This is a genomic window from Butyrivibrio hungatei NK4A153 (assembly GCF_000424465.1).
In the GTDB taxonomy this organism is placed as follows: Bacteria; Bacillota; Clostridia; order Lachnospirales; family Lachnospiraceae; genus Butyrivibrio; species Butyrivibrio hungatei_A.
This window is the reverse complement of record NZ_AUJY01000001.1, coordinates 182362-208471: the sequence shown is the minus strand read 5'-3', so window position 1 is coordinate 208471 and position 26110 is coordinate 182362. Positions and strand designations below refer to the sequence as shown.

At 42.5% G+C, this 26110-nt stretch carries 19 protein-coding genes and 1 tRNA gene; 1 reads left to right on the top strand and 19 read right to left on the bottom strand.

All coding sequences use genetic code 11. The features are described 5' to 3' along the window. Nucleotides 1-143 precede the first annotated feature (143 nt). From G628_RS0100965 to G628_RS0100900, 14 genes are all read right to left on the bottom strand, one after another. Nucleotides 144-1748 (bottom strand): peptide chain release factor 3, encoded by a 1605-nt coding sequence (locus G628_RS0100965; RefSeq protein ID WP_026655174.1) that lies wholly within the window; start codon nt 1746-1748, stop codon nt 144-146. Between the two features lie 165 nt (nt 1749-1913). Beyond that, nucleotides 1914-4001 carry a polyribonucleotide nucleotidyltransferase gene (locus G628_RS0100960; RefSeq protein WP_026655176.1) on the bottom strand — a complete coding sequence of 696 codons (2088 nt, stop codon included), beginning with the start codon at nt 3999-4001 and terminating at the stop codon, nt 1914-1916. A gap of 195 nt (nt 4002-4196) precedes the next feature. Next, the gene (rpsO, locus tag G628_RS0100955) at nt 4197-4463 is read right to left on the bottom strand and encodes a 30S ribosomal protein S15 (protein WP_024864377.1); all 267 of its coding nucleotides are present in this window, start codon (nt 4461-4463) and stop codon (nt 4197-4199) included. Nucleotides 4464-4623: 160 nt separating this feature from the next. Next, nucleotides 4624-6183, bottom strand: coding sequence for an ABC-F family ATP-binding cassette domain-containing protein (locus tag G628_RS0100950; protein WP_027208251.1), 1560 nt, complete (start codon nt 6181-6183; stop codon nt 4624-4626). Beyond that, nucleotides 6184-7098 carry a bifunctional riboflavin kinase/FAD synthetase gene (locus G628_RS0100945; RefSeq protein WP_026666611.1) on the bottom strand — a complete coding sequence of 305 codons (915 nt, stop codon included), beginning with the start codon at nt 7096-7098 and terminating at the stop codon, nt 6184-6186. Between the two features lie 22 nt (nt 7099-7120). After that, nucleotides 7121-8080: a tRNA pseudouridine(55) synthase TruB gene (gene truB, locus G628_RS0100940; RefSeq protein ID WP_034500491.1), complete on the bottom strand. Its 960-nt coding sequence runs from the start codon at nt 8078-8080 to the stop codon at nt 7121-7123. Between the two features lie 76 nt (nt 8081-8156). Further along, nucleotides 8157-9107, bottom strand: coding sequence for a DHH family phosphoesterase (locus tag G628_RS0100935; RefSeq protein WP_027208249.1), 951 nt, complete (start codon nt 9105-9107; stop codon nt 8157-8159). Next, complete coding sequence (rbfA, locus tag G628_RS0100930) at nt 9097-9492, bottom strand: 30S ribosome-binding factor RbfA (RefSeq protein WP_027208248.1); 396 nt, start codon at nt 9490-9492, stop codon at nt 9097-9099. The genes G628_RS0100935 and rbfA overlap by 11 nt, the downstream gene beginning before the upstream one ends. An 11-nt stretch (nt 9493-9503) precedes the next feature. Continuing rightward, nucleotides 9504-12353 (bottom strand): translation initiation factor IF-2, encoded by a 2850-nt coding sequence (gene infB, locus G628_RS0100925; protein WP_081670506.1) that lies wholly within the window; start codon nt 12351-12353, stop codon nt 9504-9506. 15 nt (nt 12354-12368) lie between these two features. Continuing rightward, nucleotides 12369-12680, bottom strand: a complete 312-nt coding sequence (locus G628_RS0100920) for a L7Ae/L30e/S12e/Gadd45 family ribosomal protein (RefSeq protein ID WP_026655181.1) — start codon at nt 12678-12680, stop codon at nt 12369-12371. Nucleotide 12681: 1 nt separating this feature from the next. Next, a complete protein-coding gene (rnpM, locus tag G628_RS0100915) occupies nt 12682-12942 on the bottom strand; it encodes an RNase P modulator RnpM (protein WP_026655182.1) in 261 nt (86 codons plus the stop codon). A gap of 1 nt (nt 12943) precedes the next feature. Further along, complete coding sequence (gene nusA, locus G628_RS16005) at nt 12944-14209, bottom strand: transcription termination factor NusA (protein WP_034500489.1); 1266 nt, start codon at nt 14207-14209, stop codon at nt 12944-12946. A gap of 26 nt (nt 14210-14235) precedes the next feature. After that, nucleotides 14236-14700, bottom strand: coding sequence for a ribosome maturation factor RimP (gene rimP / locus G628_RS0100905; RefSeq protein ID WP_027208247.1), 465 nt, complete (start codon nt 14698-14700; stop codon nt 14236-14238). Nucleotides 14701-14925: 225 nt separating this feature from the next. After that, nucleotides 14926-14997: transfer RNA gene (locus tag G628_RS0100900), tRNA-Glu, on the bottom strand. A gap of 369 nt (nt 14998-15366) precedes the next feature. On the opposite strand from G628_RS0100900, the gene G628_RS16000 reads away from it, so the two are divergent. Continuing rightward, entirely contained in the window at nt 15367-16230 is an 864-nt protein-coding gene (locus G628_RS16000) for an Rpn family recombination-promoting nuclease/putative transposase (protein ID WP_051198925.1), read from the top strand. Nucleotides 16231-16273: 43 nt separating this feature from the next. Here the strand turns inward: G628_RS16000 and G628_RS0100890 are convergent, their stop codons facing one another. The 5 genes from G628_RS0100890 to G628_RS0100865 form a co-directional block, all read right to left on the bottom strand. Further along, nucleotides 16274-17944: a hypothetical protein gene (locus G628_RS0100890; RefSeq protein ID WP_027208246.1), complete on the bottom strand. Its 1671-nt coding sequence runs from the start codon at nt 17942-17944 to the stop codon at nt 16274-16276. A gap of 224 nt (nt 17945-18168) precedes the next feature. Then, nucleotides 18169-22695: a PolC-type DNA polymerase III gene (locus G628_RS15995; RefSeq protein ID WP_034500487.1), complete on the bottom strand. Its 4527-nt coding sequence runs from the start codon at nt 22693-22695 to the stop codon at nt 18169-18171. Between the two features lie 53 nt (nt 22696-22748). Continuing rightward, nucleotides 22749-23807, bottom strand: a complete 1059-nt coding sequence (gene ispG, locus G628_RS0100875) for a flavodoxin-dependent (E)-4-hydroxy-3-methylbut-2-enyl-diphosphate synthase (RefSeq protein ID WP_026655187.1) — start codon at nt 23805-23807, stop codon at nt 22749-22751. Between the two features lie 20 nt (nt 23808-23827). Beyond that, a complete protein-coding gene (rseP, locus tag G628_RS0100870) occupies nt 23828-24880 on the bottom strand; it encodes an RIP metalloprotease RseP (protein WP_026655188.1) in 1053 nt (350 codons plus the stop codon). A 9-nt stretch (nt 24881-24889) separates the two neighbouring features. Then, a complete protein-coding gene (locus tag G628_RS0100865; RefSeq protein ID WP_027208245.1) occupies nt 24890-26041 on the bottom strand; it encodes a 1-deoxy-D-xylulose-5-phosphate reductoisomerase in 1152 nt (383 codons plus the stop codon). Nucleotides 26042-26110: the final 69 nt, after the last annotated feature.

Here is a 26110-nt window from a genome sequence, read left to right as displayed (position 1 = left end):
TTGCGTATCTTAATAATTTGCAACTTATTTCTTTCGTCCATATTAAGTTTTTCTTAACTATTAAATCATAATTTTCCTCATTTTTTCTCTTTCCTCTTAAGCGTATCCTCAATAAATTACCCCCGTTGCGTTGCTTGTACTACTTAGTTTCTCTTAAATTCTGAAAGTTTTAATCCCTCATTTCTTTCCATTGTCATTCCAACACTCCATTCGTTAACAAATAAAAGGAGTGGTCTGTCATGCATATCTTTTATCTTTTTCATGTCAGAAGTGCCGATAATAGAGGCCATATCTATGTTATCGTTGTCCACCCATCTGATGTGTTCGTATGGAAGATTTTCTAGAATGATATCTACATTGTACTCGCTTTGTAACCTAAATTTCAAGACATCAAATTGAAGAATTCCTACAACTCCAACAATTATTTCTTCCAAACCCGTGTTAAACTCTTGAAATATCTGGATTGCACCCTCTTGAGCAATTTGTGAAATTCCTTTAACAAATTGTTTACGTTTCATTGTGTCGACCTGACGAACTCGTGCAAAATGTTCCGGAGCGAATGTTGGGATACCCTGATAAACAACATTATCCTTAGGCATGCAAACAGTATCTCCGATAGCAAATATACCCGGATCGAATACGCCCATGATATCTCCGGCATATGCCTCGCTAAGAATTTTTCTCTCGTCAGCCATAAGCTGCTGAGGCTGTGAAAGGCGCATAACCTTTCCACTCTGGACATGCTTAACTTCCTTATTTGCATCATATCTTCCCGAACAGATTCTCATAAATGCCACTCTGTCTCTGTGAGCTTTATTCATATTGGCCTGAATCTTAAATACAAATGCAGTAAAGTCTCTTTCAAGCGGATCGATCATTTCGCCGTCTGCAGACGAACGTCCCATAGGAGGAGTAGCCATCTTAAGGAAATGATGCAAAAAGAGTTCAACACCGAAGTTCTGAAGAGCAGATCCGAAGAATACGGGGGTAAGTTCTCCCTTTCTGACTCTCTCAAGGTCATATTCAGCTCCTGCCCCATCCAAAAGCTCAATCTCACCCTGAAGTTTCTCAAATGCATCGTTTCCGACAAGTGATTCTATTCCTGCCTTATCGGTAAGATCTATAATTGTCTCCTTGCCTTCTTTGGTACCCTTCTGGGTATCTGAGAAAGTAACGATATGTCCTTCTCTTCTGTCATATATTCCCTTGAAGTTCTTACCTGAACCGATTGGCCAGTTCATAGGGCAAGTTGCGATTCCAAGGTTATTCTCGATATCATCGAGAAGATCGAATGTATCCATTGCATCACGGTCAAGCTTGTTGATAAAAGTAAAGATCGGAATATGGCTCATAGCGCAGACTTTGAAGAGTTTTCTTGTCTGTGCCTCAACGCCCTTACTTGCATCAATTACCATGACAGCAGAATCCGCAGCCATAAGTGTTCTGTATGTATCCTCAGAGAAATCCTGGTGGCCCGGTGTATCAAGAATGTTTATGCAACATCCCTCATAATTAAACTGAAGTACGGAAGAAGTAACAGAAATACCACGCTGTTTCTCGATTTCCATCCAGTCAGATACGGCATGTCTGGCAGTTGCTTTTCCCTTAACGCTTCCCGCCATATTGATCGCACCACCGTAGAGAAGGAATTTCTCCGTAAGTGTTGTCTTACCTGCGTCAGGGTGAGAAATAATCGCAAATGTACGTCTCTTGTTTATCTCATTGATTGTTTCTTTTGTATTGCTCATCTTTTCCTCTACTCAACATGAGGTCGGCATGAATTAACATCCCGACCTCATAAATCTGTTTATTCTATAGTTTCTTTTTACAAGGACATAAGGAGGTTCTGCTCTCGCACGAAGTGCTCGCCAGAACAAGCTTCACACTAGACTCGATAATACCTTGTCAAGTGTTCAGTCTTTAGCGTCCTTGATCGAGAAGCTGATTCTTCCCATCTTATCCTTGCCAAGGCATACAACCTTAACTGTATCACCAAGTGTAAGAACATCCTCTACGCGGTCGATTCTCTCCTTTGAAATCTTGCTGATATGGACCATACCCTCTTTTCCGGGAGCGAACTCAACGAATGCACCAAACTCTTTAATGCTGATTACCTTTCCTGTAAAGGTCTGGCCTTTCTCGAAGTCAGTAACAATGATATTTACCATATCGATTGCCTGCTGAAGCTTCTCCTGATCCTCTCCGCATACAGAAACCTTACCGTCATCGGTAATATCGATCTTAACGCCTGTACGAGCGATGATCTCGTTGATTGTCTTTCCTCTCTGTCCGACAACATCACCGATCTTCTCGGGATCGATCTGAATAGATACGATCTTGGGAGCATACTTTGATACTTCCTTACGAGGCTCAGCAATAGCCTTGCTCATGCACTCGTCCATGATGAAGAATCTTGCCTCGCGGCACTGCTCGATAGCTGTCTCAACGATAGGCTTTGTAAGACCGTGAATCTTGATATCCATCTGGATAGCTGTGATACCGTCTTTTGTACCTGTTACCTTGAAGTCCATATCTCCGAAGAAGTCTTCAAGTCCCTGGATATCTGTAAGTACGATGAAATCATCGTCTGTATCGCCTGTTACAAGACCGCAACTGATACCTGCAACCATCTTCTTGATGGGAACACCTGCAGCCATAAGTGACATACATGATGCGCAAGTTGAAGCCATTGATGTAGATCCGTTTGACTCAAATGTCTCTGATACGCAACGGATTGCATAAGGGAACTCTTCAGGACTTGGAAGAACGGGAAGAAGTGCTCTCTCTGCAAGTGCACCGTGTCCGATCTCTCTACGTCCGGGTCCTCTTGAAACCTTTGTCTCACCTACTGAATAAGCAGGGAAATTGTACTGGTGTACATATCTCTTATCTGAAGCGAACTCATCAAGTCCCTCAACCTTCTGTGCCTCTGAAAGAGGTGCAAGTGTTGTAACGTCACAGATCTGTGTCTGTCCACGAGTGAACATAGCACTTCCGTGTACCCTGGGAATGATGTCAACCTCAGCTGCAAGAGGTCTGATCTGCTTGATATCACGTCCGTCAGGTCTCTTGTGATCCTTAAGGATCATCTTACGAACTGTCTTCTTCTCATACTGGTAAATAGCCTCACCGAGAATTGCAAGCCATTCTTCGTTCTCTGCAAACTTCTCTGTAAGCTTATCTGTAATCTCTGCGATATTGTTCTCTCTTGTCTGCTTATCGTCTGTAAATACAGCCTTTTCCATCTCCTCGGGAGGAACAACCTCTTTGATTGCGGCAAAGAGCTCTTCGGGAACAGCACAGCTTGTATACTCATGCTTGGGCTTACCGATCTCTGCTACGATTCCCTTGAAGAATTCGATAATCTGAAGGTTTACATCATGAGCCTTGTAGATGGCTTCCTTCATCTTCTCTTCAGGAATCTCGTTTGCTCCGGCCTCGATCATGATAACCTTCTGTCCTACTGATGCAACAGTAAGCTTAAGATCACCTGTATTCCACTGCTCCTGTGTAGGGTTGATGATAAGCTCACCGTCAACCATACCAACCTGCGTCATAGCACAAGGGCCGTCGAAAGGAATATCCGAAATTGATACAGATACAGATGCACCGAGCATAGCTACAAGCTCAGGTCTGCACTGATTGTCAACTGCCATTACCATAGTCTCGATCGTAACGTCGTTTCTGTAATCCTTAGGGAAAAGAGGACGCATAGGACGGTCGATAACACGGCTTGTAAGGATAGCATTCTCAGAAGGCTTACCCTCTCTCTTGTTATATCCGCCGGGGAACTTGCCCACTGCATAGAATTTCTCACTGTATTCAACACTCAGAGGGAAGAAATCGATTCCTTCTCTGGGCTTTGCAGATGCTGTAGCTGTACAAAGAACTGTTGTGTCACCATACTGCATAAATGCGCATCCATTAGCTTGTTTACCTACTTTGCCGATCTCTACTTTAAGAGTACGTCCGGCAAGATCCATTGTGTAAGTCTTAACCATTTTAATCTCCTTCACTCACATTAAATAATAATATGATACGTGGGTTTCAAGGTCATAATATGCGCCTCGCAAGAATCGAACCGTATATTATAACTTTGAAAGCCCTAGATCATATTACAACGCATGTACCAAACATTAATAAAGACGGAATAAGCCGATTTGCATCAGCCTCATCCCGCCTTTCTGTTTTACAGATTACTTTCTCAAACCAAGATCTGCGATAAGCTTACGGTAAGCTTCGATGTCCTTCTTCTTAAGGTATCCAAGAAGGCTACGTCTCTGACCAACCATCTTAAGAAGACCTCTTCTTGAGTGGTGATCCTTAGGGTTCTTCTGAAGGTGAGCGTTGAGCTCCTGAATTCTCTCTGTAAGAATTGCAACCTGAACTTCCGGTGAACCTGTATCTCCGGCTTTTCTCGCAAACTTGTTGATAACTTCTGTTTTCTTCTCTTTTGTGATCATTTTTTCACTCCTTAAAATATTTTATGAATCCGCCCGATACACAGACAAGGGTTGGAGTATCCCATATCCGAGTATAGGTAGTTCTGTTGATGTGCCTAAGATTGGTAGGCAACTAAGTTATATTAGCATATATATTCTTTTATGTAAAGTCATTATCGGATTACAGACGAGTTGTCCACTTTGAACAGTCTAAAACCTCCGTGGCAAGCCCATCGTAAAAATCAGGCTCATGGCATACCATCAGAATGCTGCCCTTGTACTCCGAAAGTGCTCTCTTAAGCTCTGTCTTTGCATCAACGTCAAGATGGTTCGTAGGCTCATCAAGAACAAGAAGATTTGATTCCCTGTTTATGAGCTTACAAAGTCTTACTTTCGCCTGCTCTCCTCCGGAAAGCACCTTACACTTGCTTTCTATGTGCTTGGTCGTAAGTCCGCATTTTGCAAGAGCCGAGCGAACCTCATACTGCGAAAATCCCGGAAATTCGTTCCAGATTTCCTGCATACATGTAGTTTCGATATCAGGTGACATCTCCTGCTCAAAATAGCCTATCTCAACGTTTTCTCCAAGTTCTACGGAGCCTTCAAGCGCAGGAATAAGACCGAGAATACTCTTTAAAAGAGTTGTCTTTCCGATTCCGTTTGCACCCGTAAGAACAATCTTTGAATTGCGCTCCATAGTTATGTTAAGAGGCGATGAAAGAGGATCGTCATAGCCTATAACAAGGTCTTTTGTCTCAAATATAACTTTACCCGGAGTCCTTGCAACCTTGAAATTAAACTCAGGCTTCGGCTTTTCTTTTACCATCTCGATTATATCCATATTATCGAGCTTCTTCTGCCTTGCCATCGCCATATTTCTGGTAGCGACTCTTGCTTTGTTTCTCGCAACAAAGTCCTTGAGGTCGGCAATCTCCTGCTGCTGTCTGTTATATGCAGCTTCTCTCTGAGCTTTTTTCATCTCATAGACTTCCATGAACTTGTCGTAATCGCCCACGTATCTGTCAAGAGAATGTGTCTGACCGTCCATGTGGTAAATGATGTTTACCACGCTGTTAAGGAACGGTATGTCATGGGATATGAGGATAAAAGCGTTCTCATAATCCTGAAGATATCTTGTAAGCCATACGATGTGCTCCGCATCAAGATAGTTCGTAGGCTCGTCAAGAAGAAGAATATCGGGCTTTTCAAGAAGGAGCTTGGCAAGAAGAATCTTTGTCCTCTGTCCTCCCGAAAGTTCCGTTACATCCCTGTCAAGGCCAAGGTCAAGAAAGCCCAGTGCCCTTGATACCTCTTCTATCTTGGAATCTATCAGGTAAAAATCATGATTTGTAAGAAGATCCTGAATTGTTCCAAGCTCTTCCATATACTCTTCAAGTGTCTTTTCATCCGCTTCAGCCATTGCATCGCAGATCTCATTCATTCTGCGCTCCATCTCATAAAGCGGCTCATATGCGGAAGCGAGAACGTCGCGTATGGTCATTCCCTGCTTTAGCTCCGCGTGCTGGTCAAGATAACCTACTTTCACATTTTTTGCCCAATCTATCTTTCCGGCATCAGGCATAAGTTTTCCGATAATAATATTCATAAAGGTGGACTTTCCCTCGCCGTTTGCTCCGACAAGTCCAATGTGCTCACCCTTTAACAATCTGAAAGACACATCATCAAAAATGGCTCTGTCTCCGAAGCCATGTGTGAGATGCTCAACATTTAAAATACTCACTTAAAAACTCCTCACTGCATTTTTTATATCTTGCTGAATCTGTAATTTCAGCTGCTCCATATTTTCAAACTTTATCTCGGGTCTTACAAAGCTGTGGAGCACAACTTCTATATATTCCCCGTACACATCGCGGTCAAAATCATATATATATGTCTCGACGCCAACCTTTTCTTTTTCCGAAACCGTTGGCTTGCGCCCTATATTTGTCATTCCTTTGAACTCATTCTTCCCTATCTTGACCGTACTTGAATACACTCCGTAGGGAGGAAGAAGTTTCATTGAAGGAGGAAGGATATTCACCGTAGGCACGCCAATCGTATGTCCCAGATGATTTCCGTGTTCAACGATTCCGGAAATCGAATACTTCGTTCCAAGAAGCCTTTCGGTGAGATCCATATCCCCGTCAGATACGGCATTTCTGACTCTTGTAGAGCTCACTTCTTCGCCGTCGACCTTCACCTTATCGATAATGCAAAGTTCATACGAAAGCTCTTTTCCAAGTCGCTCAAGGAGCTTACTGTCGCCTTTTCCCTTATTGCCAAAAGAAACATCACTTCCCGCCGCGATAAAACCGGCATTAAGTTCATCCACAAGTATTCTTCTGACAAACTCCTCAGGATCCGTCGCAGCAGTCGCATCATTTAGCGGAAACATCACAAGGATGTCCACTCCAAGCTCCTGAAACGCCTTAAGCTTTTCTTCACGTGTAAAAAGCTGCGGTACGGAGTGTCCTACAAAAAACTCCTCAGGAGAAGGATCGAACGTAAACACAGTTGCCTTAAGTCCATCCTTCTTCTTTTCAAGAATCCTGGAAAGAAGTTCCTTATGTCCCACATGTATACCGTCAAATTTTCCTATTGCTACCGCAGTTTTTTCGCGGATATTCAATTTATCAAGTTCAGTTATTATCTTCATTTCGATCCGATATCCGTTCCGATTATTTTTCAAAAAAGAATTTATCTACGTTAAACATACCCGTCTTGGCACTGAATGTATATATCCCAAAGAAAACATCATCCTCCGAATATACTCTGAACTTATTGCCCTCGGAAAACATCTCTTTTTCAAATTCCTTGTCATTTACGCCCTCGGGATCTTCATTTACGATATTATTCCTCCTGAAGCTGTTTCCGTTCTCTAAAAGCGTTCTGGCGGCGTTTTTCACATGTATTTTATCAAGATCCCTGAAAATATATTCAGGCGACTGTATGATCTCGGGAAGCGTTCCCGCATCCCTCATATTCTCAATCTGAGAAAGGGTCACAGCGGTATCAAGAGTAAATGCTCCTACTCTCGTTCTTGTAAGATGCTGCATTGCCGCACCGCATCCGAGTCTGAGGCCGATGTCATGGCAAAGAGTCCTTATATATGTTCCCTTGCTGCACTTAACTTCTATTGTGAAAAGGCCGTCCGAATCAATATGCGAATCATCAAGAACCGATATCGCGGATATGTGGACTTTTCTAGGTTTACGTTCAACCTCAATGCCTTCTCTCGCAAGCTCATAAAGCTTTCTTCCGTCTTTCTTGATAGCGGAATACATGGGGGGAATCTGATCGTAATCGCCGATAAATGCTTGCACCGCTTCGTGTACCTTTTCTTTTGTAACTTTGACGTCCAATGTCTCCAAGATGTTCCCTGACATATCCTGGGTATCAGTGGTTACTCCGAGCCTGCAGACGGCAATGTACTCCTTGTCATGATCTGTAAGCATCTCGACAAGCTTGGTGCCCGTTCCGAGGCATACAACAAGAACGCCCACCGCATCAGGATCAAGAGTCCCCGTATGGCCGATCTTTTTTTGCTTAAGTATTCCTCTTAACTTTGCAACCACGTCATTTGAAGTAAATCCGGGTTCTTTATAGATATTTATAAGTCCGTTGTAATTACTTTTCATATTCTCCCGTGCTCTCAAAAAGGTACCCCTAAATGTAATCTTTATGGGTACCTTTTTCGTTTAATACAATATGTTCTCACTCTTCAAGCTGATGCTGAACATATTTCATTATATTGTTTATTACATCATGATAAGTTCCGTTTACGCTGCATCCTGCCGCTCTCTGATGACCACCGCCACCAAATATCGCTGCAACCTTGGCTACATCGACAGCGCCGTTACTGCGAAGGCTGACCTTATATTCCAAAGGAGCCAGCTCATAAGCAAAAATCGAACAATCAACTCCGATGGTGAGAAGCATCTGACTTACTATACCATCAAGATCGCTTGATTCAGCGCCGTAGAAATCCATTGTCTGCTTAGAGATAACAGATACGATACATCTTCCGTCAAGAAGACGAATGCTCTCTAAAAGCGCTCTTCCAAGTATCTGGTTCTGAAGATAAGTCTTTTCATAAAAAACATGGTCGATAAGACTTCCGAAATCAAAACCGTAAGCTATGAGTTTTGCCGCAATCTCCATTGTCTTCGGAGATGTGTTTGAATATTTGAAGACTCCAGTGTCAGTAACCATTCCGGTATAAATAGCCTTAGCTATCTCAACATCCATGCGCTCTTTATCAAGAACGTCATAAACAAGCTCACAAGCAGAACTTGCTGTAGGAACAACGTAATTTGCATCACCTGTTCCGGGATTACTGATGTGATGATCTATATTTACCGTCTTTTTTGCATAATCAAAAAACTTCTCCGCGCCGCCTGTGCGCTCTTTTCCGCAATCAAGCGCAATAAACAGATCGTAGCTTTCAACTTCCGAAACAAAATCATTGTTTATCTTGTCGGAATCTTTGATAAATGTAAGCTCCTGAGGTATTTTTTCAAGAAAAACATCCACCTTGATATTCGGATAATTCTTTCTGAGGTAAAGATACATACTCATACATGACCCAACACAGTCTCCGTCAGGTCTCACATGTCCGCTGATTCCAACTGTACCGACATTAGTCAAATAATCATCAATCCTCATCGATTTCCTCTCCGCGAGCAATCTTTGCTTCATTATCCTTTGCTGTTACTTCATCAATCTTCTTGGACATATTGATTGCATATTCAATGGAGTCATCCATGATAAAGCGAAGCTCGGGCGTATATCTCATATTGAGCTCTTTTGCCAGAGTACTTCTGATATATCCCGCTGCGCTCTTAAGTCCGGCTTCGGTTCTCTCCCTATCCTCATCATTTCCCATTACAGTGACCCAGACCTTACATGTCTTAAGGTCCGGAGCAAGTTCAACATCCATTACGGATGTCATGGGACTGATTCTGGGATCTTTGCTATATCTGATAGCTTCGGATATAACTTTCTGAACCTCACCGTTTATTCTTTTATTTTTATTGCTGTTCTTTCGCATTTTTACCTTTCTTAGGTTCTGGGTACTTCCACCATCTCGTAAGCTTCTACAAGATCACCTTCGTGAATCTGATCAAAGCCGTCAAATACAAGACCGCACTCGAAGCCTTCCTTAACTTCCTTGACATCGTCCTTGAATCTCTTAAGGGATGCAAGATCACCTTCGAAGATTTGCTCACCATCTCTGGAAATACGAACCTTGCAATTTTTCTTAATGATACCGTCCTTAACGAAGGAACCTGCGATATTTCCGACCTTAGAAGCCTTGAATATCTGTCTGACTTCGGCATGTCCGGTAACTCTCTCTTCGAAGATAGGAGCAAGCATACCCTTCATGGCAAATTCGATTTCTTCGATTGCCTGGTAGATAACCTTGTAAAGCTTGATCTCTACGCCTTCGTGCTCTGCCATGCTCTTTGCTGTCGCATCGGGACGAACGTCAAATCCGATGATGATAGCACTTGAAGCTGCGGCAAGAGTTACGTCAGACTCATTGATGGCACCAACACCGCCGTGAATAACCTTAACAACAACTTCCTCGTTTGAAAGCTTAAGGAGGCTCTGCTTAAGTGCCTCTACGCTACCCTGAACGTCTGCCTTGATAATAATATTGAGTTCCTGAAGTCTTCCTTCCTCAATCTTGGAGTACAGATCGTCAAGTGACATCTTAGCCTTTGTCTCTTCGATAAGGTCTTTCTTATGCTGCTGAAGGTATGTGTTGGCATACTGCTTAGCCTGCTTGTCAGTCTCATGTCCGAGGAATACTTCACCTGCGTTTGGAACATCTGAAAGGCCAAGAATCTCAACAGGCTGTGAAGGAAGTGCTTCCTTGAGCTTGTTGCCCTTATCGTCAACCATCGCTCTAACCTTACCTGAGCTTGCACCGGCTGAAATGAAGTCACCAACGTGAAGTGTACCCTTCTGAACAAGTACGTTTGCAACAGGTCCGCGACCCTTATCAAGTCTTGCCTCAAGTACGAGACCTCTTGCTTCTCTGTCAGGATTAGCCTTGAGCTCGAGAATATCAGCTGTAAGAATGATAGTCTCAAGAAGCGTCTCAATTCCCTCTCCGGACTTAGCTGAAACGGGAACAAATTCTGTTGTTCCGCCCCAATCTGTTGAAATAAGGCCATATTCAGTCATTTCCTGCTTAACCTTATCGATATTTGCATTAGGCTTATCTATCTTATTAACTGCTACGATAATCTCAACTTCAGCTGCCTTGGCATGGTTGATAGCCTCAACAGTCTGTGGCATTACACCATCATCGGCAGCAACAACAAGAACTGCGATATCTGTTGATGTAGCACCTCTCATACGCATTGCAGTGAATGCTTCGTGACCGGGAGTATCAAGGAATGTGATCTTCTGGTCATTTACAGATACAGTGTAAGCACCGATTCTCTGTGTGATACCGCCTGCCTCTCTGTCTGTAACGCTTGTCTTACGAATAGCATCAAGAAGTGAAGTCTTACCATGGTCAACGTGACCCATTACGCAGACAACAGGAGGTCTCTTCTTAAGTGTCTCTTCTGCGTCCTCATCCTCTTTAAGAAGCTCCTCGATAATATCAACGGGAATCTCCTTCTCACAGATGATGTCATATTCGATAGCTATATTCTCGGCCTCTTCATAAGTAAGCTCTGTATTAACGGTAGAAATCTGACCTGCCATAAAGAGCTTCTTGATGATTACTGAAGGCTGCATCTTCATCTTCTCAGCAAGTTCCTTGATGGAAACCTTCTCAGGAATTGAGATAACCTTGATCTGCTCTTCGGGTTCTTCAACCTTCTTAACTTCAGGCTTGATGAATCTGCCGACTCTCTTACTTCTCGGCATCATCTCTTCCTGCTCGTATGCAAGATCCTTCTTGTTTCTCTTATCCTTTTCCTGACCGATTCTTCTTCTCTCGTCGTCTCTGCGACCTGAGTTTTCTTTCTGAGGTGCATCGGCAAATCCGCCTCTTGCGCCCTTATCAAACTTATTTCCGGCAAACTTATTGTTGTCGCCCTTGCCCCTGAACTTACCGTTCTGAGCATTGTTTCCGTTATTGTTGTCCCTGCGTGGACCGTTACCCTGAGCATTGTTGTTTCTGGGTCCGCCCTGTGCACCGTTTCTGTTCTGGAATGAATTTCTGTCTCCGTTCTGACGAGGACCTCTGTTATCTCTTCTATCGGCACCGTTTCTGTTATTGTTCTGTGCAGGAGCCGCATTTCTCTCTGCGGGTCTTTCTGTTTTCTCCTTAACGGGTGCCTTTACCGGCTGCTTATTCTCAACAGCAGTCTCCTTAGGCTTAACAGCCTGTGTCTCCTGTTTTGCGGGAGCTTCCTGCTTGGCAGGTGCCTGCTTCTGAACCGGAGTCTTGGGAATAGAACTGTTTCCGTAGCTCTCAAGCTGAGAAGGTGCAGTTAAAGGCTTAATGGGATGATAAACATTCTGTGACTGAGCAAAAGTTCCTCTTCTGTTGTTCTGATTACCGGAATTTCTGTTGTCACGTCTCTGGTTGTTATTTCCCGCATTATTGTTATTCTGGTTCTGATAGCCGCCCATCTTGGAATTTCCGGCATTTGTAACCATTATGATCTTTTTCTTTTTCTTAGGTGCATCACCTGAAGCACTCTGATCAGACGCGCCTTTTGCAGATGCGTCTGTCTTAGCAGGCTTAGCTTCCTTATTGGCATTGGAGGGTGCATCATTTGCACTCTTTTTGCCGAAATGCTTTCTTGCAATTTCCGCCTCATTGTCATCAATCGAGCTGTTCGAACGCTTCGCCTCTATTCCCTTTTCCTGCAAAAAGCTAAGCAGTGCTTTTCCTTCACACCCAAGCTCTGTTGCAAGTTCAGATATCTTAATTTTTGCCATTCACATTTCCTCCAACTAATCTTCTTGTAGTAAGTTCTTTAAAAGCGATTGCGCCAGCCCTTTGTCGGTGATGACAAGGCTTGTTCGAACTCCTTTACCAACTGCATGCCCGAGGCTCTCCATGTCTCCAAAAAAAGCAATAGGCACATTATAATAACTACATTTATCTTTGAACTGCTTCTTTGTATTATCAGAAGCATCTTCACTCACTATCACGACACATGCTTTGCCGCTGCGGATCGCATCCAATACGGAAAACTCTCCGCTCTTTAATTTCCCGGCCCTTGCACTAAGGCCAAGCAAAGAATAAATCTTTTTACTATCCAATTTACTCTCCGAGCTCCTTATTCATCTGCTCAAGTATGTCTCCGGGAATCTGAGCTTTCAAAGATTTCTCAAGTCCCCTGTTCTTAACTGCTTTTTTTAGACATTCGGCACTGTTACATATATATGCGCCTCTTCCATTCGCCCTGCCTGTGACATCAAGACATATCTCACCTTCGGGAGTCTTGATAACTCTTATCATGTCCTTCTTGTCACGCATCTCTCCGCAGCCTACACACTTTCTTGTTGGAATTTTCTTCTGCATCTTATTCCTCTGCGTCAGTGTCCTCTTCCACTTCAATTTCAACATCTTCTGCTTCTTCGATCTCAGCGTCGTCTACTTCAACTTCTTCTACTTCTTCGATCTCAGCGTCGTCTACTTCAACTTCTTCTACTTCTTCGATCTCGCCTTCTTCATACTCCTCATCGTAATCTTCTTCATCATCAAGATAATCTTCCATACGGAATCCGGGAGCATCCTTAGCCTGTGTTTCGCTCTTTATATCGATCTTGTAACCTGTAAGTCTTGCTGCAAGTCTTGCATTCTGACCTTCCTTGCCGATTGCAAGTGAAAGCTGATAATCGGGAACGACTACCTTAGCACTCTTCTCATCGGGATCAGCAAATACGGCAACGATCTTTGCGGGTGAAAGAGCATTCTGAATGAGGTTACCGGGGTTCTCATCCCAGTTGATAACATCGATCTTCTCACCGTTAAGCTCATCTACAATAAGATTAACTCTTGCTCCGTTGACACCTACGCAAGCACCTACAGCATCAACATTCGGATTGTTTGAGTATACGGCGATCTTTGTACGGCTTCCTGCTTCTCTCGCGATACTCTTGATCTCTACTGTTCCGTCCTGAATCTCCGCAACTTCCTGCTCAAAAAGTCTCTTTACAAGATCGGGATGAGTTCTTGAAACAAGAATTCTGGGTCCCTTCGAACCGTTCTTTACTTCGAGGACATAAAGTCTGATTCTTGATGTAGGTTTGTAGAAACCTGATTTTGCCTCGCTCTCAACCTGCTCGTTCTCATTGAGAATAGCATCTGCACGACCGAGGTTGATGCTGATATTCTTTCCGACATATCTCTGAATAACACCGGTAACGATATCATGCTCTTTCTTGTAATACTCGTTATATATAGCTCCGCGCTCTTCCTCACGGATCTTCTGAAGAATTACGTTCTTGGCATTCTGAGTAGCAATACGGCCGAACTCTTTGGAATTGAGGGGAACATTGACAATATCATCAACCTTGCTCTTCTTGCTGATCTTCTTGGCATCATCAAGAGAGATTTCAAGCATAGGATCCATAACATCATCTGCGGTTTCAACAACTGTTTTCTCAGCATAGCACTTGAAATCACAGTTCTCTCTGTCAACTTCTACCCTGATGTTCTCAGCCTTTCCGAAATTATTCTTGCAGGCTGTGACAAGAGAATTCTCAATAGCATCAAACAGAGAATCCTTGCTGATGTTCTTCTCCTTCTCCAAGAGGTCAAGGGCATCCATTAATTCTTTACTCATCGTAGTCTCCTTCTTTTTCGCCCGGATTAAAAATCCAGAGCAAGCTTAATAACTGATATTTCTTTTCTCAAAAAAGTTTCGTCTTTGTCATTTATAGTTACGGTAACCGAAGTGCTATCGTAGCTCTTAAGTGTACCGGCAAACTCTTTTATTCCGTCAATTGCCTTGTATAGCTTAAGCTCAACTTCCTTACCGAGACTGTTCTCAAAATGTCTGTCCTTCTTAAGCTGCCTTCCCAGTCCCGGACTGCTGACTTCAAGTGTATATGCATCCTCAATGAAGTCATCCACGTCGAGGGCATCGGATAAAGCATGATTTACATTGACGCAATCGTTGATATTAACCCCTTCGTCCTTGTCAATATATGCTCTGAGGTACCACTCTCCGGCTTCCTTCACATATTCGACATCATAAATCCTTACACCGTTTGCCTCCGCAATAGGTGCGAGCAGTTCTTCTGTTTTCTTCTCGATATCTTCTTTCCTGGACATTCAATCTCCTTAAATTCAGATATTTCAAATTTCACTTCTTTATTTTTGCCGTCAATGAAATATGAAAAAAATCCGAAACATGCAAAAAGTGGACTCGCGAAAGTCCACTCCTAAAATCAACTACATTATAACTTGCGTCGCGCTGTTTGTAAACAGCTACTTCAAAGAAAAAATCAAGTCACAAAGGACTTGATCTCGGGTTGGGCTGTTAAAAACAGTCTTGCGTACCTCGTAGCGGAATCGAACCGCTGATTCTGCCGTGAGAGGGCAGCGTCTTAACCGCTTGACCAACGAGGCTTAGTAGCTTTGTGTCAGCCGCTGTATCGCGGCGACTTGTTTATATTATCTCATAGTTTGAAATAATGCAAGCACTTTTTTAAATTTTTTTCAAAAAATTTTAAAAAAGTAGCCGTCACTGCCCTTTTTGCGCTGTATATATATGGAAAAAGCCGCATGGAAAGCGGTTTTCTCTTGAACACATCATCCTCTATCATGGTGAAAACGATTGATGCTGTATAACATCACAATCTACAAGAAATCTTAAGATTTTTCGTAGGTATTTCTTAAGATTTATATGATATCCTATCTAAGTCAGCAGGTTTTTCAACAACCATTCTTTGCTGAATTCATGGCTTATCGCCAAATCTATACAATTGAAAGGTGCATATGGGAAAGAAAGATATTGCAGAAAAGCATTTTGAAGAAATCAATAAAATCTTCGCAGACATTGTAAACGGAACATTATTTGGAGGAAATCAAACCATCAAAGAGGACGAACTAATCGACCTCCCACATAAATCACAGTATAAAGCTGATGACGGCAAGTTACACGAACAAGAACGTGATATTGTAAAACGATGGTCAAAAGAAAATGTCATATTTTCCATAATAGGAATTGAAAATCAGACCACAATAGATAAAGACATGGTCTTACGCGTGATCGGTTATGACGGAGCATCATACAGAAGCCAGCTTCTGGAAAAAAATCAATCCAAGCGATATCCGGTTATAACTATTGTGTTATACTATGGAAAAGAGGCATGGAATGCTCCCAGAAATCTCAAAGAAAGATTAGACATTCCAAAATGTCTTGATAAATATGTAAGTGATTATCATATCAATGTATTTGATATCTCTCACATGACCAATAACGAAATCAACACTTTGTTTCATAGCGATTTTAAAATACTTGCCAAATACATGAGTGGGATTACCGACACAGCTGATTATAATGAACAAATCGAGTTTCCTGATCCACTACTAAAAATAATATCTGTCTTAACAGGTAATAACCATTTTGAAATATTACGAGAACGCTTTCCAAAAGGAGGTACTACAATGAATTACTTACTTGATGATGCAATAAACAAAGGTCTGCTTGAAGGAAAAAATGAAGCCAACCGTCAAACAGCAATCAATCTTATAAAAAACGGAGTTTCTTTAGATACAATCATTGCTTCAATTCCGGATCTTCCAAAAGATGAAATTCAAAAGATTTTTGATAGCATCACCCAAAATGAAGCCAAATAATTTCAGGCACCATCCCTAATTGTGGATGGTGCCTGTTTTCTGCTTATTTACTGAGTTCTGCAAGCAGCGTCTCATAATCCATATCGCCGCACAGCTCTTTGTAATCATACTTGCTGTATTTTGTGGTTATTTTTTTAATTTCTTTTTCGGACATTTTCTTGTCAGTATTGTTATGATATTCGACAAAGCAATCATCTCCATCGGACGCAGCAAGTTCTTCTTCAGAGGGATTTCCGTCACCGTCAAGATCTTTGAAATAGATATATTTTATATAATAATCCGTCGCAATCTCACCTTTATCGCGCTTTGACATAAATGAAGTGTAATGAACGTTATAATCGGAATTATCATTGATGAAAACATTTTTTCTTTCGGCATAGTAATATCCGGAATTAGCGCCTGCTCCATATGCCCAACCATCAATAAGCCTGTGAATATGGCCGTCTTCATATGCAAAAAGCGACACCCAATATCCGGGCCGTCCGATTACAAATTCAGGAATATCGTCATCATCAGTATATGCAAGATCAAACTTATAGCCGTCATCTGCCACATGATAGATCTTTGCCATTTGAGCATATACCTCTTTATAGTTGTTATACACTCCGTTTTCATTGTCACCAAGAAGATATTTTTTTGCTCCTGCTATTGTTAGATTGCCTTTTAGCTCAGGTACATTTTCTTCATCCAGCTCTGCAATTCCACAGAAACCATTTGATTCATAATCATATTCATGCAAAATAATCTTTTTTCCGCAATATGAAATACACAAAACAGCAATATCCTGATAGCCGTCTGCGTTAAAATCAAAAAAGCCTATATCGTCAATAATTACCGGATATTGTGCATCATCAGATGCTTTGACATAATACCGAATGGTTGTAAGATATTTCCCATCTTTTACGATTTCTAATTCCGTCTCTTCAGGATCAACATTATATGTATAAAAACGCAGAGGACTGTCAAACTGTGTCAAATTCGCATCGAATGTTTTGTCTTTGACGCAAAGATCGTCCCACTGAATCTCATTTGATATCATTACAAGTTCATCATTTTCTTTAGTGAATTTCAAAACTCTGTCGGCGTCTTTTCCATAATGATCATCTGTAGCCATCTTGAATCTGATAGTATATACGTTTCCTTCTTTTTCTCCTGAAACACAACTGCAGTATTTTAGTTCCTTCCAACATACATTCATAAAATAATATGAATCATACTTCTCCAGATAGATCCAATGATTATAATCGTCTCCCCATGTATCCAGATCATCTTTATCGGGAGCATACTCATATCCTGCATGTTTTTTCGTGAAATTCATCATATCAGTCTTTCTAATAACTATAAAAGTGTCAATATCGTAAAGACAATCTTGATGTGTTGCCTCCAGATAGGCTTCTTTCTCGTCCTCACTTATATTTTCTACATTTATTCCTGCACCGTTTTGAAAAACATCTTCCCACTCAATATCCTTGGGGCTGTTAAATCCGTCATCTAAAAAACCGCTATATTCACAAGTCCAGAACAACTGAGCAAATTCAGCCAGTTCTTCATTTGTCAAAGCGTTTTCCACAACCTCGCTTTGGGCTTCGGATGCCGAATCAGCTTCAGATCCGCTTTCCACCGCAGCTGTAGACTGCGCATCACCGTTCGATGACTTGGCACATCCTGCAAGCAGAAATGCCAGCGCAGCTAACGCAAATATTTTTTTCTTCATTGATTGTCCTTTCGTTGCCCATTACCTAACCCAAAGCATATTATACATAGGTGCAGGCATTTGAACTGTGAAATGTTTGTGTAGTTTGCACCGGCGCCAGGCTGACGGCATACAGCTGTATCTGCTGGTGTTCGGCTGTGCGCGGATTTTATTAATTTCAAAAAGCCCGAAAATGCTTCCTTCGACGTTGCTCATAGAAGTCAGCATTTTCGAGCTTTTTTCTATCATTTCATCAGATCGAAAATACTGATCTGATTGGAGTCGGGAATATCGCCAAGGAGCCCCATGTCTGCCATCTTGTCGATAACTGCCTGAGGGCACTTTGTTCTTTGTTTAAAATCGTCCTTTGAAAGGAACGGACCGTCTTTGGCCGCTTCAACAATCTGATCTGCGGCTTTTTCACCCATTCCGTCTATACTGTTAAGGGCAGGCATAATCTTGTCGCCTATAACCTGAAATTCTCTGGACTTAGCCTTAAAGATGTCGATGGGAAGAAATTCAATTCCTCTCTCATACATCTCCTCAACAAGTCTCATATCGCCGTACTCAGCCTGCTGGGCATTTGAAAGCTCATCCTTCCTGTTTTTGTAATCATTCATAATGGCATGAAGGTGATTCTCTCCCTGGCACATATGCTCGTAGTTAAAGGCTTTCGCTCTTATACTGAACCACGCAGCATAGAATGCCTGTGGAACATAAACTTTAAAATACGCGATTCTCCACGCCATCATAACGTATGCGGCCGCGTGAGCCTTAGGGAACATGTACTTGATCTTTTTACAGGACCAAATATACCAATCGGGCACTCCCGCCGCTATCATCGCTTCTTCCATCTCAGGCTTAAGGCCTTTTCCCTTACGTACGGACTCCATGGTTTTGAAGGAAAGAGACTTATCCATGCCCTTCTGAATGAGATAGATCATGATATCGTCTCGACAGCAGATACATGTATCGATTGTCGCCTTGCCTTCCTGAATAAGCGTCTGCGCATTTCCGAGCCAAACGTCCGTACCGTGTGAAAGTCCCGAAATCCTTATAAGATGGGATAATGACGTAGGTTTGGCATCGATAACCATCTGCATGGCAAAGTCTGTACCGAACTCGGGAAGTCCAAGGCATCCCAGCTTTGTTCCTCCGAGCTGCTCAGGAGTAACGCCAAGAGCGGTCGTATTCATAAACAGACTCATTACATTTTTATCATCCAAAGGAACCAGCTTAGGATCAAGTCCCGTACAATCCTGCAAGAACCTTATCATCGTAGGATCATCGTGTCCCAGAATATCGAGCTTAAGCAGGTTGTGGTCGATCGAGTGATAGTCGTAATGTGTCGTTATCGTTGCGGTTGTCATATCGTTCGCGGGATGCTGAACAGGACAGAATGAGTTAATATCCTCTCCCACCGGCAAAACTATGATTCCGCCGGGGTGCTGACCTGTACCTCTTCTGATACCCGTACATCCCTGGACAATTCTGTTAATCTCGCATTTTCTCTTGCTTGAACCGATACCGTCGTAATATTTCTTTACGAAACCGTAAGCCGTCTTATCCGCAAGAGACGCGATTGTTCCGGCTCTGAAAGTCTGTCCGTAGCCAAAGATAACCTCTGTGTACTTGTGGGCCTTTGACTGATACTCACCTGAGAAGTTAAGGTCGATATCGGGCTCCTTGTCTCCCTTGAATCCAAGGAATGTCTCAAACGGGATGTCAAATCCATCTTTGTACAAAAGAGCTCCGCACTTGGGACACCTTTTATCAGGCATATCACATCCCGAATTACCGCCGTACTTAAGCACTTCTTCCGAGTCAAAATCGCTATATTTGCACTTAGGGCACACATAGTGCGGGCTAAGCGAATTAACTTCCGTAATTCCCGAAGTAAAGGCAACGAAAGAAGATCCTACAGATCCACGCGATCCAACGAGATATCCGTCCTCATTTGACTTCCAAACGAGCTTCTGCGCGATAATATACATAACCGCGAAACCATTCTTGATAATGGAATTAAGCTCTCTTTCAAGACGCTCCTGAACTATCTCGGGAAGATCGTCTCCATAAATCTCATGAGCCTTGTCATAACAGATCTTGGTAAGTATCTCATCACTGTTTTCAATAACAGGCGCGCACTTATCGGGTCGTACCGGCGATATGCTGTCACACATATCAAGGATCATCCTGGTATTGTCTATTACTATCTCTTTTGCCTTGTCACCGCCAAGATAATCAAACTCAGCCATCATCTCATCTGTCGTTCTTAGGAAAAGAGGCGATTCTTCCTCGTCATTCATTCCCTTTCCGGCCATGATGATGGTTCTGTATATCTCATCCTCGGGATTAAGAAAGTGCGCATCACAAGTAGCGACAACAGGCTTATTAAACTGTTCTCCGAGTCTTACTATCTCTTTATTTATATTCTTGATATCATCTTCACTGTTTATATCTTCATATCTCTCGGAGTCAATCATAAAGCGGTTGTTTGCGACAGGCTGAATCTCAAGATAGTCATAGAAATCAACAAGTCTTGCGATCTCTTCGGGAGGTCTTCCTTCTACAACCGCGCCATAAAGTTCTCCCGCACAGCAGGCACTTCCGATGATAAGACCCTCCCTGTGCTTTATAAGTTCGCTCTTTGGCACAAGCGGAAATCTTCTGAAATAGTCTACATGCGACTCACTTACAAGTGTATAAAGATTAACCCTTCCAAGCGTATTCTTCGCAAGGATAATACAATGATTCGGGCGAAGGTGCCTGATCATCTCCTTTGTGGGCTTTCCGAGTATGTTTACATCCGTAAGTGTCTCTGCCTTCTGTTCTTTTAGCATGGGCACAAATTTATTGAATATAAGCGCCGTACACTCCGCATCATCGACCGCTCTATGGTGATGTTCAAGAACAACTCCCAGAGTCTTTGCGACAGCATCAAGCGTATGCTTTGCCTGAAGCGGGAAAAAATATCTTGAAAGCCACAAAGTATCGACTGTCGTGTAATCTACGTCTATTCCCAGCTCTTTGCAATTCTGATTGATGAAGCTTATATCAAACCCTACATTATGTCCTACAAGTACCGCATCCTTACAAAATTCAACGAATCGCGGTATTATGACCTCTCTTGTAGGGGCATCGATGACCATGTCATCTGTGATACTTGTAAGCTTGGTGATCCTGTACGGAATCGGAACCTCCGGATTTATAAACTCAGAGAATCTCTCAAGTATCTCGCCGTTTCTTACCTTTACGGCACCGATCTCGATTATCTTATTCTTAATGGGTGAAAAACCTGTCGTCTCAATATCAAATACAACAAAGGTTGTATCCTCGATAGGCTGTCCCTTATCATTTACAACTATCTCCTTAAGGTCATCAACAACATAAGCCTCAACGCCAAGGATCAGTTTAAAGAAATCTTGTCTCTCGATAGGAGGCTCTCCTGCCTCTTTTCTTCTCTTTTTCTCGGCAGAATAAAGATCTTCCCAGACATGATTTGCATCCGTAAGCGCCTGAACAACGCCGTGGTCTGTGATGGCAATTCCGGGCATTCCCCATTTATAGGCCTGTTTAACTATATCTTTAACTTCGGAAACACCGTCCATATCACTCATCTTGGTATGGCAATGAAGTTCAACTCTCTTTACATCCGCTCTGTCGACACGTTTACTTGTAAAATCGGGAATCTTCTTAACTCCCGCAACAGACTGGATAGAAAGTTCATGGTCAAACTTATCGACCGCCGCGATTCCCTTAAGTTTAAGGAATGCGCCCATCTTGATATCTTTGGTTATCTCGGGAACATCCTCCGTCCTTACGAACATCTTTACAGTGATCGAATCAGTAAAGTCGGTTATATCAAAGATAAGAATACTCTTCTCGTTTCTGATATCTCTCTTATCAAAAAGAATTACCTTACCGTGAACACAGACTTCTCCAAGTTCTCCGACAAGATCCGAAAGTTTCATCGTCTCATCGTCAAAGTCTCTTCCGAAAATAACATCAGGATTATCCGACCTCTTGAAGCTTCCGCCAAAATCTCTTTTTCCGCTCCATTTGCCTTTGGAGAATCCGCCTTCTTTTCCGGCAGGCTTTCCTGCGGGCTTTTCGGCGGCACCCTTCTTTGCAGAAGCCGCAGCCTCTTTTGCCGCCTCCTGCTCTTCTCTCTGCTTTTTCTTTTCCTCAGATTTTTGCTCAGCCGCCTCAAGTTTCTTGGCCATCTTAGCAGATTCCGCAGAGTAATCCGGTTCCTCGGTTTCTTTTACAACCTCTATGAATTCGGGAGTTATGGACGCAGAAAGTCCGCATCTTTCATTGATGATCTTAGAAAGAACTCTTACAAGATCGGGCGCTTTCTTCTGTCCAACGACGCTGTCTTCAAGCTGAATAACGATATTTCCGTCCTCAGGATAAAGAAACTGCGCAGAACGAAAAAGACTATATTCCATATGGTCATAGTCTTTTAACTCAAGCTCGATACTGTCTTTGTAAATATCGATAAGATTCTTTGGCGTATACTGCGCCGAAAGAGAAAACTTCTCGTAAATCTTGACCGTAAGATCCTGATTTCCGAAAAACTGCTTCTTAATTCCGGTCTCGGCCTTTAAAATATCCGCCTTATCTATCAGATTTTTGCTTGATATATATACTCTTATAAAATCCTGCTTCCTTGTTGTCGAGACCTTATCGACCACGGTCTGTTCCATGATCTCTTTGGTCTTGGCATCAAGTTTAAGCGTAGGAAAAACCTCAAAAAAACTTTTTGACATCTACTCCCTCACACGGTTATTACCGGTTCCCCAAAAACTTCTTTTACTTCGGATTACTTCCAGTTATCAAGTTCTTCCTTGAGAACGGCAAGAAGTTCATCTTCTTTGACTTTCTTAATGATCTCGCCCTTCTTTATAAGGAGTCCCTCTCCTATTCCGCCGGCAATTCCAAGATCGGCTTCTTTAGCTTCTCCGGGGCCGTTTACAGGGCATCCCATAACAGCAACCTTGATATTAAGGTTGGGATAGTTCTGAACAAGAGTCTCTGTCTGATTTGCAAGAGAAATAAGATCAATCTTTGTTCTTCCGCATGTAGGGCATGAAATAACTTCTATTCCGCCCTCTCTTATGCCGAGCGTTCTGAGAATTGCCTTTGCCGTCTTGATCTCTTCCACGGGATTACCCGAAAGAGATACTCTTATGGTATCTCCGATTCCCTGATTAAGGATTATTCCAAGTCCCACTGAAGACTTGATATTTCCGCCCCACAAAGTTCCGGCTTCAGTAATTCCCACATGAAGAGGATATCTGCATCTTTCAGCAAGGAGCTCATGTGCCTTTGCACACAGCATGACGTTTGATGACTTGATACTTACAACCATGTTGTCATAACCAAGTTCTTCGATTATACCGATCTTATCAAGAGCGCTCTCTACAAGGCCTTCTGCTGTTACACCATGATATTTTTCCACAAGATCTTTTTCCAAAGAACCGCTGTTAACACCTACTCTTATGGGAATATTTCTCTCTTTTGCACAGGAAACGACTGCAGCGATACGGTCTTTTGAGCCGATATTTCCGGGATTGATCCTTATCTTGTCAGCTCCGTTTTCCATGGCCGCAATAGCCATCTTGTAGTCAAAATGAATATCTGCGACAAGAGGAATGCTTATCTGCTTCTTGATCTCTTTTACAGCATCTGCGGCTTCCTGTGTGGGAACGGTACATCTTATGATGTCGCATCCCGCAGCTTCAAGCTCATGAATCTGGGCAACGGTCGCCTTTACATCCTCTGTTCTTGTATTTGTCATTGACTGAATGAGAATAGGATTTCCTCCTCCTATTACTCTGTCGCCTATTTTTATTACTTTAGTATTATCTCTGTATGCCATAATAAGTCTCCTAACAATCATTATCTGGTGAACTTAGCTATATCGTTAAATAACACAAATACCATAAGTGCAATAAGAAGCATCATTCCCACCATGTGAACAATACCTTCTTTCTCGGGCGGAACGGGCTTTCCGAATATAACCTCGATAAACTGGAATACAAGTCTTCCGCCGTCAAGTGCAGGGAAAGGAAGAAGATTCATTACTCCGAGGTTTACGGAAAGAAGTACCGTAAGCGACAGCATCACGACAAAAACGGCCGAAACGCCGTATGGCTTAACTTCTTCATAAGTTTCGTCGACTATCTTGACCATTCCGACAGGTCCCGAAACATCGTCCTTTGAAAGCTTGCCCCTAATCAAAAGTGCAAGACTTCTGTAAGTCGCCTTAAAATTATATCTTACCGTGTACCATGCATACTTAAGCGACTCAGGCCCCTTAACGTCTTTATAATCACCGAGATACACGCCCATATAATAGCGCTTATTTTCATCGCTGTACTTAGGAGTGAGCACGGTCTTCTTAACTTCACCGTTTCTGTCATATACAATGTCCATCGGTGAACCTTCGGCAAACTGGGAGATAAGCATTACTTCAGATGACATATAAACTTTCTCGCCATCAATGCTTATAATCCTGTCACCCGCTTCCATTCCGGCTTCCTGAGCAGCAGAATCTTCAGTAAGTGCCTTTACCGTAGGCAGATCCCACGGAGATAAGTTAACCAGAACAACCGCCAGAATATATGCAATTACAAAGTTTGCAACAGGTCCCCCGAACAAAGTTGCAATCCTGCGCCACACAGGTGCATGTAAAAAAGAATGTTCGTCATATCCTTCTTTTTCTTCTTCAACGGGATCCATACCGTCAAAAACGCACGCCCCGCCTATAGGAAGAAGCTTTATACTGTATAGAGTTTCTCCTTTTTGTTTCTTCCAAATTGTCGGCCCCATCCCGATAAAGAATTCATTTACACGAATTCCTCCGGACTTAGCGATTATAAAATGTCCGAACTCGTGAGATGCTACCAAAACTCCGAATATTATAAAAAATATTATTATACTTGCTATCATTATCTATCCTCAAATTCCGTATTTTGTACCGAGGAAGTCATATGTTTCTTTCTCGGCATCAAGTATTGCCGCCACATCGGGATTCTCGATCTTATTGTGATGTGTCATGGCTTCTTCTATCATATCGTATATTTCAAGGTATCTGATATCACCCTTTAAAAATCTGCGAACTGCCATCTCATTTGCCGCATTAAATACAGTCGGCATGCTACCTCCCGCATATGCGGAATCAAACGCAAGCTTAAGCCCCCTGAAAGTATCCGTATCGGGCTTTTCAAAAGTAAGGCTACCAAGTTCAAATAGATCAAGCCTCTTTTCCGCCATAGGACGTCTGTCCGGGTAAAAAAGCGCATACTGAATCGGGAGTTTCATATCAGGAACTCCGAGCTGCGCGATAACAGCGCCGTCTACATACTGAACAGCACTGTGAACTATACTCTGAGGATGAACCAGAACTTCGATATTATCAAGACTCACATCAAAAAGCCATCTTGCTTCCATAACTTCAAGCCCCTTATTTACAAGAGACGATGAATCTATTGTTACCTTGGGTCCCATATCCCAGTTGGGATGTTTCAAGGCATCCGCTGCAGTCATTGCTGCAAGTTTTTCTCTCTTCTTTCCTCTGAAAGGCCCTCCGCTTGCGGTAAGAAGAATCTTCTCAACCTTATCTTTCGGCTGTCCCACAAGAGACTGGAATATAGCGCTGTGCTCGCTGTCTACGGGAAGAATCTGTACATTCTTCTCCTTGGCAAGTGGCATAATGATATGTCCTGCGCATACCAAAGTCTCCTTGTTTGCAAGTGCAATGTCCTTGCCACACTCAATCGCCTTTATAGTGGGTCTTATTCCAATCATTCCTACAACTGCCGTAAGAACAGTATCCGCTTCGGGAACGGAAACCATCTCAAGAAGTCCGTCCATTCCCGACATAACCTTAATTCCGGTATCCGCGATCTTCTCAGCTAGCTCTTTGGCCGCTTCGGGATCAAACATGCAAACGTACTTGGGATTAAATTCCCTCACCTGCTGTTCTACTTCATTAACTCTCTTATTTGCCGCAAGTCCCACAACTTTAAGTTCATCTTTATTATTTCTTACAACATCAAGAGTCTGTGTTCCTATAGACCCTGTGGATCCAAGTAATACTATACTACGCATTTTTTCTCCTATAATAAACGAATGGATTTTATCGCATTAAATCAAATATTTTCTATCAACGAACAAAGA